Source organism: Anaeromassilibacillus sp. An172, from assembly GCF_002160515.1.
GTDB classification, from domain to species: Bacteria; Bacillota; Clostridia; order Oscillospirales; family Acutalibacteraceae; genus Limousia; species Limousia pullorum.
In genome coordinates this window covers 1-9518 of record NZ_NFKS01000039.1, presented here as the reverse complement: position 1 = coordinate 9518, position 9518 = coordinate 1, and the positions used below count along the sequence as shown (strand labels likewise).

Here is a 9518-nt window from a genome sequence, read left to right as displayed (position 1 = left end):
ATCCTCTATCTAATAACTACAATTATACAACATTATGTTGAATAATTATACAGTTGATTTTGGGAGATAGGCTCCCTTATCAACCTAAATTTATTATACAAGGAGAATAGTGTTAGAAGTAGATAAAATATATCAAAATAAAAAGAGTGATACATACTATTGGTGAAAATTTGGCAAATTTATTACATGTGAATATGTTGCATTAGTAAAATTAGGTCTTTTCAAAGATAAATAAATTGAATTTCTATCTTGTGAAATTTTTGAAAATAATGATAGATCAATTGTAGAAGAGGTGAATCTTATGAAATTGTTAATATCATCTAATCACGCTATTTTTGCTATGTCAAACATAAGAGGTAAATATGTTAAAAACCCTAATCAACTACTATTTTCGTTCTATTTTTCATCAGGAGCAGGAGTCAAGCATGGATCTATAGTCAAGCCGGTATTTAACCCGGAGATACTGATAGCAAGCCGTACAGTCATCTTGAAGCTGTATGATAATTGGGAGTATATACCGGGTAAAGATGATATTAACGTAAACGAAAAATCTATTAAAGAAATGAAACAATTCTTTAAAAAGTACATTGTACTATTATGTTTAGTTTGGGACGAACACATGCAAGATGCTACTTTAGAGGATTATTGTAAAGGTAATATATCTTTTATAGATATGTTAAAAGATTTAGATTTTTATCAAGATTATCAATTATCGTTGATAACAATAACCACTGTACCAGATTTAGATCAATTTTGCAGAAAGAATAAACTTGTAAACATGTATGGTAATTAACGATATCACTGAGTCTCCAATTGTTAATGATATTATAATGGTTATATATCTAGGTCTAATTTAATGATAAAATACCTACAGATGATAAGAATTTAGATGGATACTATATACAGAACTCTATCGACAGGAATAAGTCTTATACCAGTATTACTCAAGGAGCTGAGCTCACCTTGCAGGAATTATAAGAAAAATGGTGATTCAAGTAAAATAATTGCGAAGTAATCTACGCTATCCTTATCATCTTTTTTATACTATATAGAGAGTATTCATTGAATATTTTGCCGAAACTCAAAGAAGCAAGGCTGCATAATTTAGAGAAAACTTAGTTCAGTGGTTGAACACATAAGTTAGATTAAGTCAATACAACTCTTAAAAGGAGTGAAAATATGAAAAGATATATTAAATCTGGAGTACAGATCGTCGGAAACGATTTTGTGTTTGATTTTGAACACAATTCAAAAGATGATATAATTGAAATTCAAACTCCTCAAATATTCAAATCATCTATCAATAATAATCTATATTGGTTCGGATATATTTTCAAACCTCATGTAAGTTCTAGAGATCGAACTAAGTTCATCCATTATTTGAAGGGTCTATCTGAGCCATCTATTTCTGATGCTGATTTAAAAAGATTCATTCAACGACCGTTGCAGTATTTATCACCAGAAGTTAACCTTGCAAATTTAGATTGTTTTGTATACCCACTATCTGGTCGTAGTAAGTTGGTAAATACTATGATTAGGGTTATCAACCAATTTACAGGACACGATACTAATAGAGTTAATTTTGAAATGATAAAATCTGCACCTACAGATGTACAATTTGATTGGAAGTTATTTAATTCAGAGTGGGATACTCCTGAAACTAAACTGCAGTATATGCAGATGAAAAAATATATTGAGGATATCTTGATACCTAAAATTCACCAACAAAATTATTTTTCTATTGCAAAAAATGTAAAGGCAAAGTATAGGCCATACATCAAAAATTATCTTAAATTTGCATCTACAGAAGAATCAGATAACTTCTCAAATTTGTCAAATGCAAATATACTTGTTATTGATGACATCAATGCTTCAGGGTCTACGCTAAATGAGGTTCTACGGATATTGAATTCTAGAAATAATAGATGTAATATTTATGTGTATACACTTATAGAACATACTTCATAGAATATTGTATCTCTATAAATTATAACAATCGTTATAATATTCACTGTTTCTTTTTCTTACCTCATAATAAACTCCCTGGTAATCTCCGTACCGTCTTTGAATCTGAAAGTTATTTTTTTACCTTTATGTACTACAGCTTCGTCGAGAAGGGTTATCCATGGGGTGTCGGACCATTCTTTCATGAAGGTTGGTTGCTTTTCCAGTGAATTTAGGAAAAGGCGGTATACTCGTTCCTGATTTTTTAAGTCTGTTTTCTGGTTGTTTATCTTTTGAAGTTTTGCCAGTGTTTCATTATAGCGTTGTTCCAGTGCAGAATATCGCTTTTCATATTCGTCCTGCTGCTGGGAAACAGTGGCGTTTTCCTGAACACAGTTGTCAACCAAGTCTGAAATATGGTTAAGCTCATTTCTGAGTTTTTCTATCCTTTTATCAAATCTTCCAAGGTCGCCGATTTTTTCAAGTTTTTTATTACAGCGGCTAACAACCTCAGCTTTATCAGCCATAAGGTAATTACAGGCTTCCATGAATTTTTCCTTAATGGTCGGAGTATCTATAGCTGGGGTTTTGCATTTGGTTTCGCCTTTTACTTTGCTATTGCACTCCCAAACGTATCTTCGGTAGCTCATGTTTGAGTGCCAAAGCTTACTGCCGTAAAATCCGCCGCAGTCGCCGCAGACTATTTTGCTTGAGAAAATCGTTCTGCCGCTGTATCTTCTGTTTAAAGCTTTTCGCCTTGCTATTTCAAGCTGAACCATTTCCCATTGGTCAGGGTCGATAATGGCTTCGTGACTTCCCTCAACATAGTATTGGGGAACTTCACCCTCGTTTTTCTTGGTCTTTTTTTGGAGAAAGTCAACGGTAAACTTCTTTTGAAGAAGGGCGTCGCCTTTGTATTTTTCATTTTCCAGTATGCTTTTAATTGTGCGTGGACACCAGGTAGTTTTGCCCATAGGGGTGGGAATTCCTTCGTCGGTTAGGTATTTTGCAATGCCTGTTGCCGTTTTTCCCTCAAGAAAAAGCTGATAAATTTGCCTTACGATTTTGGCTTCCTCTTCAACAATTTTCGGTTTGTCGTCTTCGCCACGCTCGTATCCTAAAAAGCTTTTGTAAGCGAGGCTCACTTTTCCGTCGGCAAACCTTTTTCTCTGTCCCCAGGTCACATTTTCCGAAATACTTCGGCTTTCTTCCTGGGCAAGGGAAGACATAATGGTGAGAAGAAGCTCGCCTTTGCCGTCAAATGTGTAAATGTTTTCCTTTTCAAAATAACATTCACAGCCTGCGTCCTTTAGTTTTCGGATGGTTGAAAGGCTGTCAACTGTGTTTCGTGCAAATCGGCTCACCGACTTTGTCACAATAAGGTCGATTTTCCTGTCCAATGCATCGGAAATCATCTGATTAAATCCCTCACGGTTTTTGGTGCTGAGAGCGGAAATTCCTTCGTCTGTGTAAACCCCAACAAACTCCCATTCAGGATTTGAGGTGATAAATTCTGTGTAGTACTCGACTTGAGCTGTGTAGCTTGTGAACTGTTCGTCACTGTCCGTTGAAACTCTGGCATAGCCGGCAACTCGTCTTTTTGTTCTTTGATTGATTGGTTCTGATGTAAATAAATTCCTTGTGGCAGGTATTGTGGTTACTCTTGGCATGTGTTTTTCCTCCTTTGATTTTTAAATCTTTCCGATGCGGCTTCACGCATTTCTTTTGTCCATGAATTGCTCCTTGAGATAAATTCCCAGGTTATTTCTTTGACTTTTCCGTTATTAAAGATAAAACGAAGAATGTTGTCCTCGGGAACCTCAATGTGGTCTATTGATGATAAAAAAGCGTTCTCGTCAAACTCAGCAGTCCCCAGAACTTCCGATGTTTTTTCTTTTAATATATCCTCAGGTATTGCCCTTGTTTTGCATGTTTCTTTTCCTGTTGTCAGAAATGTACTGCAATTCCAGCCATGGGATTTTTTTGTGGTAATTCTTTTAAAGGTCTTTCCGCATTTTCCGCAGATTATTTTTCCGGTAAAAATGCTTCTGGAAGGCTTTTTTCTTTTTGAAAAAACCTCATCGATTCCTTTTAGGGCAAGCTGAGCTTTGTTGAAAGTTTCCTCGTCAATAATAGGGGAGTGGGTGTTTTTTACATAGTACTTGTCCAACTGACCGTCGTTTGTAACTTCCTTTTTGTCAATGTGATTGTTGCGGTAACGCTTTTGTAAAATGGCGTTTCCGGTGTATTTTTCATTTGTTATTATGTTTTTAATGTGGTGGGCTTCCCAATGTCCGCCCAATGCTCCGGTAATTCCACGGGAGTTTAAATCACGGCTGATATTTCCCAAGGTTTCACCACTGATAACTCTTGCGAAAATCTCACGGAAGATTGCCGCTTGTTCTGGATTTATGAGAATTTTTCCTTTCTCAATGTTGTATCCAAATAAAAATCTGAGATTGGAAATTTTTCCGTTTTTAAAGGAGTTTCGTATTCTCCACTTCTGGTTCTCGCTGGCGGAAAGGCTTTCTTCCTGAGCATAAGAGGCGAGAAGTGTCAATAAAAGTTCACCCTCAGCGCTTAATGTGTTTATGTTTTGCTCTTCAAAAAATACGCCTATGCCTAAGCTTTTAAGTTCTCTGACAATTTCCAGAAGAGCCACAGTGTTTCGTGAAAAGCGGGAAACGGATTTTGTGATAATAAGGTCGATGTTACCCTCACGGCACTGTGTGAGAAGCTTCTGGAAATTCTCCCTTGAGGTTTTTGTTCCAGTTATGGCGTTATCGGCATAAACTCCGGCAAAGGTCCAGCCCTTGTGATTTTGAATAAGCCTTTGATAGTAGCTTATCTGAGCCGATAGGGAATGAAGCATTGCGTCGTTGTCAGCGGAAACTCTGGCGTAAGCCGCCACACGCTTTGGCTTTGTAAGTTTAGGAAGAGGCCTAATCATTCTGATACAGTTCATTATATTGATACCCTCCTTTTGTGACATATTAACTCTAAAGAAATGACTTATCAAGGAAATAAGAACATATATTCTACACGAATAGAAAGTCAATAATTCTGAATATATAGTCTATTGTGCTTCAATATGACCGCCAAATCGGTGGGATATGTAGCATTTGTGAGAGCAGTATTTTTGTCTTTTATTTCCGAAAGTTACAAACTCACTGCCGCAGTGTTGACATATCAAATGATATTCAGTTCCTTTTTTACCGTTTGATTTTCGCCAATGGGCGATGCGGCAAGAATTAGAGCAGAACTGTTTTGGTTTAGCTTTAGGATTTACAAAAATAGGTTCTCCGCAGTTTAAGCAAAGTCCGTTTTTGCCAGGTGATTTAATAGCCCTTTGGCATACGGATTTGACAGTGTTAGGGGAGAGAGAAAGCATTTTCCCTATTTGACTGTAAGAAAAATTCCTCCTTCTGAGATTTAAAATTTCAGCCTTTTGAATTTGTGTCATCATAACGTTGTTTCCTTTCCGAGGAATGCCCCTCATAATATAGCCACGGAAAAGGGGAGAGTTAAGGTGTTTTAAATAAAAAAATCACCCGCCAAGTTTTTTAATCCTTGACGGGTGTTGTAATGCTCAATATGAAATTTTAATTTAATAAATTAGTAAAATCTTGAAAAGTCTTTGCAAATATATTTATTATAGCGTTCTTTACAATACTCTTCATTTTTTCCTGTTTCAGAATTGCGATGTTTTCCGTTAAACCATATAGTGTGTTTACCTGTATTTTTTCCGAGTTTATTGGTGTTACACTCAGCTAGAAATTCTTCTGATGATAGAATCCACATAAGGTTCATTCTTTCGGAATAGAATACAAAGTAAAAATTGGGAGTGTATTCGTGTTGAATACCTGCAAAAAGTGCGGCGTTACCAAAGATAGCTTCATTAGAGCGCGCTTTTATTTGAATTTCTATAAATGTGCCATCTTTCTTTTTTATTACACAATCCACACCATGGTCATCAACTAATGGAACATAGCAATCAAGCCCTTCCATTAGCATATCTCCAATTATTTTATATTCCATCCTCTTCCCAAAACCAGCTGTATGTCGAAAAGATATACTCATAATAGTTCTCCTTAAATTTACATTATAGATATTATATTATAAGTATGTTAAGAGTTCAACATATAAGATGTTTTAATCAATGGTGTCAAATCTTATTCAAATATTTCTTGTCAACCGCTCCGGTAATATCTCCGGTTTTCTGAGTGGAGACAACCACACGGTCGCCGCTTATTTCTCTTACGTACAGGGTAGAGGTGTATACCCAGTCTGAAAACTTCATTGATGAGCCGTACACTGTGGCGTTGCTGTCAAGCTTTACTTTGTCGCCTATAGCGAGGGCAGGTTCATCGGGAGTGTTATCCGGCTTCTGAACCGTACCTGTTGTGATAAAACCGTCAAATCCGGCTTCTTTCAACTTTTCGAGCTGTGCTTCGGCATTGGCTTTCTGCGAAAAGGCTCCGGTCTGAACTCTGTAGATTGTACCGTCGTCGGTGTTATCAGAATTGTCAGAACTGCCGCTGAGCTTGGAAGTTACCTTGTCTGCAAGGTCGCCCAAACGGCTGTAAAGCCAATCGCCGGGGCAACTTTTGTTTGCAAACCATCTGTGAACAGTAAGCACCATTTCATTTGATTTCGGTTCATAGGCAAGGGTTTTATCTTTATCGCCAAGCCACAAAAGCTTTGTTTTACCGTTGCGCTTGCAGATATCAACACAAAGATTGATAAGCGACTGGTAAACCACGTCGTAGAAAGCATATGGCGCTGTGGTGTCTGAAGCACATTCGATTGTTACCGCTCTCTGGTCATTATCGTTAGAGGATGAACACCAGGAGCGGTTTTTCTCTTCAACAAACATTCCCATTCTTCCGTCAAAGCCTATTCCATAGTTGGAGGATGCCTGGCAGGAAGTAGATGCAAAAAGATTGCCCAGTGTCTCGATTGCACACTGACCAACCACACAGTGGGGAGTAATGCGGTCAATGAAGTGAGTCCTATCACCTGAATGGTTAGGGCTTAATTTTGTATATGATATAAGAGAAGAATTTGTATATGACATTAGTTTTCACTTTCCTTTCCATTATGCAGTTGTTTAAGTATTTCCTTTAATTTTTCCGGAACCGGCAATCCGAGATGTGAAGCGTTTTCCAGAATTGACACGCCTTCATTTGAAAGATAAAAGAAGATTACCACATTTCTCAAAATACCTGCCTGTCCCAGAATGTATATATCCAAAAGATTTCCAATTCCAACCAAAGCGAAGATGAGAACCTTTTTGCATATGCCTTTAAATCCCACTTCGCTTGAAAGCTCCTTATCGGCTATAGCGCACATAATTCCGGTTATGTAGTCGATTACCACAAACGCCAAAAGTGCGTAAATAAAGCCGTCGTTTCCGCCTAAGAACCAGCCGATAAAACCGCCAAAAGCGGAAAAGGCTATTTGTATTAAAGTCCAGATTTGTTTCATTTATTTTCCTCCTTTAAATTGATTTACCTAAGGTGTGATTTTTGTTTTTAAAGTCAGTAATTATCTTTATACCAAGCTTTCCGGCTTTTGCCGCTGTTTCTAAAGCTGTCAAAGCGTTTACATATGCATCGGATGAATAGTCAATAGTGCCGCCTAATCCCTGAGAAGCTCCCAAAAGCAAATTAGGGATTTTTCTTTTTGAGTTTGTGGGATTTACTGCATTTTCTTTTACAATTCTAAGCATGATAAGCTCTGTGGTGCTTTTGGTTATTATCTGATTTTCAATAATCCTTTTACCGAGCCATGATAAAAGGAATTTGCCTTGTACTTCGATTTGCTCGCCCTTTTCATCTTTTGTAATGGCAACATAGCTTATCTGTCCGGCTTCATCATAGCCTTGAATTGTTATGATATTTCCCATTGCCAGCATATCACGTGCAAAATCACTGTAGCCTATAAGAAGTTTAAATTCTCCGCACTCCCAGTATCTGCGTGTCCATATGAGAGATATGGGGTCATCTATTACACCCAGCAGTGTAAGACTTGTATCGTAAATAAAGATATTCATTTTACACACCCCTGTACAAGTTATCGTGATATATGGTTATCTCAAGATTGCTCTTGCCGCTGTCAGCGTTATAGCTGAAAAGGTTATCTCCTATTTCAAGCTGCAAAAAGGTTGAAGATGGGTCTAAATACTGTATGGCGTTTTCCTTTTCTCCGTTTGCTCTTGTTATGTATGCGGTTTTATTTCTGTAATGGGTTGTAACTTCCAGCTTGTCGCCTTTGGAAAGGGACACCTTGAGTTTTATGTAGTCCTCTGTTTCTGTGTTTTTTAAAGAGGGATTTGTAAGACTTGCAGTGGCATAAAATACAATTCTGCATCCGCAGGTTACATCACCTCGGTTTATCACGTTGACTTCCACCTGTTTATTAAGCCTTCCAATTTCCCAATCGCTTGTGATTTCAACAGGAAACTCAAAAGCTCCGTCCCATGACACTATTGAAGTGGCGGTTTCCATCTGGTCACGCCAAAGCGGATCCGGACAGAGGATAGCTATATAGAAATCATAGAGGATTTTTGTACAAGTAAACTTTATGCTTTTGGCAATTCCTAAAATTTTTCTCTGTATTCCGTTGAGGTCATAGGTAATCTCAAGTGTTTCCTCGGGAGATAAAGCGTTATTTAAATTTTGTCTTAACTGCGCTACAGAAATCTTATCGGTTATTCGGAAAGAACCCTGAATTTCAATAGTTCTGGGTCCTATTCTGTAACCGGTAATAGTTTCTCCGTACTGTCCAAGGCCTTTTTGTGTATAGATTTCATTTGTGGCGTCAGACAGTCCCTTGCAGTCTTTTTTAATATTTACATGGTAATCACTGCTTTAAAGCGTCAGCCAAAACTCCGGTAAGCTTTCCTGTTTTTGCGGTTTCGTTTGAAGCTTCCGTTAAACCCTCAATGGGCAGACTGTCCCCGAAAGTTGCCCAAACACCGGCGGCAATATCCGTCCATTGGGACAGCTGTTGTTCAGATTTACAAAGCTTTGCAAGATGGTTTACCGCCTCGACACTTCTGTCCTCTTCGCCTAAGATAGAATAAAAATCGGTGTAAGCATTTCCTGCCTGCTCTGCGGTAAATCCTGCTGTAGTAAAGGCAGTGTCAAGCTTTGCTTGGTCTTCACGGTATTCTCGGGTGGATTCAGCAAGGTCTAAAAACTTTTTTGTAAGTCCAACCAGGGCTGCACCTGCGGCAACAGTGGCAGCTCCCACGGTTACCGCCATTCCTTTTACCGCTGTGCCTATATTTTGTATGGCTTTTGAGGATTTTTCAGCGTCATCTGAAGCATTTTTAACTTCATCTCCGAACTCGTCGGCTTCCTTGCCGGCGTCTGAAAACTCATCACCTGTATTTTTAAGGCTTTTTTCATTTTGCTTAAGCTCACGCTCCATATCGTTGAGAGCGGCCTCAGCGTTATTAAGCTGGATCTGCCAGTTCTTTGTTCTCTTGTCGTTTTCACCGAAAGAGTTAGATGCATTGTTCAAGGCAGAGCGAAGTGTTTCGATTTTCTTTTTCTGTTCATCAATTT

Annotated in this window: 9 protein-coding genes and 2 pseudogenes; 2 read left to right on the top strand and 9 right to left on the bottom strand. The window is 38.0% G+C overall.

All coding sequences use genetic code 11. From position 1 onward, the window contains the following. The first annotated feature begins 301 nt into the window (after positions 1-301). Positions 302-793: a hypothetical protein gene (locus B5F08_RS12795; RefSeq protein ID WP_087380285.1), complete on the top strand. Its 492-nt coding sequence runs from the start codon at positions 302-304 to the stop codon at positions 791-793. A gap of 386 nt (positions 794-1179) precedes the next feature. Continuing rightward, complete coding sequence (locus B5F08_RS12790; protein WP_087380283.1) at positions 1180-1968, top strand: phosphoribosyltransferase family protein; 789 nt, start codon at positions 1180-1182, stop codon at positions 1966-1968. A gap of 56 nt (positions 1969-2024) precedes the next feature. Here B5F08_RS12790 and B5F08_RS12785 read toward each other — a convergent pair whose 3' ends face one another. The 9 genes and pseudogenes from B5F08_RS12785 to B5F08_RS13320 form a co-directional block, all read right to left on the bottom strand. Beyond that, positions 2025-3614: a recombinase family protein gene (locus B5F08_RS12785; protein WP_087380280.1), complete on the bottom strand. Its 1590-nt coding sequence runs from the start codon at positions 3612-3614 to the stop codon at positions 2025-2027. Then, a complete protein-coding gene (locus tag B5F08_RS12780) occupies positions 3602-4909 on the bottom strand; it encodes a recombinase family protein (protein ID WP_087380277.1) in 1308 nt (435 codons plus the stop codon). The genes B5F08_RS12785 and B5F08_RS12780 overlap by 13 nt, the downstream gene beginning before the upstream one ends. Before the next feature lie 650 nt (positions 4910-5559). Further along, entirely contained in the window at positions 5560-6024 is a 465-nt protein-coding gene (locus tag B5F08_RS12775; RefSeq protein ID WP_087380274.1) for a hypothetical protein, read from the bottom strand. Between the two features lie 85 nt (positions 6025-6109). Beyond that, the gene (locus tag B5F08_RS12770; RefSeq protein ID WP_087380271.1) at positions 6110-7021 is read right to left on the bottom strand and encodes an N-acetylmuramoyl-L-alanine amidase; all 912 of its coding nucleotides are present in this window, start codon (positions 7019-7021) and stop codon (positions 6110-6112) included. Then, positions 7021-7431: a phage holin family protein gene (locus B5F08_RS12765; RefSeq protein ID WP_087380267.1), complete on the bottom strand. Its 411-nt coding sequence runs from the start codon at positions 7429-7431 to the stop codon at positions 7021-7023. The genes B5F08_RS12770 and B5F08_RS12765 overlap by 1 nt, the downstream gene beginning before the upstream one ends. A 13-nt stretch (positions 7432-7444) precedes the next feature. After that, positions 7445-7999: a Gp37-like protein gene (locus B5F08_RS12760; protein WP_087380264.1), complete on the bottom strand. Its 555-nt coding sequence runs from the start codon at positions 7997-7999 to the stop codon at positions 7445-7447. A 1-nt stretch (position 8000) separates the two neighbouring features. Beyond that, entirely contained in the window at positions 8001-8453 is a 453-nt protein-coding gene (locus tag B5F08_RS13695; RefSeq protein WP_330395826.1) for a phage distal tail protein, read from the bottom strand. Between the two features lie 87 nt (positions 8454-8540). Further along, a pseudogene (locus tag B5F08_RS13790) lies at positions 8541-8774 on the bottom strand (phage tail domain-containing protein); the annotation flags it as partial. Positions 8775-8808: 34 nt separating this feature from the next. Further along, positions 8809-9518, bottom strand: a pseudogene (locus B5F08_RS13320) (phage tail protein); the annotation flags it as partial.

Coding starts and splice junctions, on each gene's coding strand:
- B5F08_RS12765 (WP_087380267.1), bottom strand. CDS start 7,431: ATGAAACAAATCTGGACTTTAATACAAATAGCCTTTTCCGCTTTTGGC.
- B5F08_RS12780 (WP_087380277.1), bottom strand. CDS start 4,909: ATGAACTGTATCAGAATGATTAGGCCTCTTCCTAAACTTACAAAGCCA.
- B5F08_RS12770 (WP_087380271.1), bottom strand. CDS start 7,021: ATGTCATATACAAATTCTTCTCTTATATCATATACAAAATTAAGCCCT.
- B5F08_RS12785 (WP_087380280.1), bottom strand. CDS start 3,614: ATGCCAAGAGTAACCACAATACCTGCCACAAGGAATTTATTTACATCA.
- B5F08_RS12795 (WP_087380285.1), top strand. CDS start 302: ATGAAATTGTTAATATCATCTAATCACGCTATTTTTGCTATGTCAAAC.
- B5F08_RS13695 (WP_330395826.1), bottom strand. CDS start 8,453: ATGGAAACCGCCACTTCAATAGTGTCATGGGACGGAGCTTTTGAGTTT.
- B5F08_RS12775 (WP_087380274.1), bottom strand. CDS start 6,024: ATGAGTATATCTTTTCGACATACAGCTGGTTTTGGGAAGAGGATGGAA.
- B5F08_RS12790 (WP_087380283.1), top strand. CDS start 1,180: ATGAAAAGATATATTAAATCTGGAGTACAGATCGTCGGAAACGATTTT.
- B5F08_RS12760 (WP_087380264.1), bottom strand. CDS start 7,999: ATGAATATCTTTATTTACGATACAAGTCTTACACTGCTGGGTGTAATA.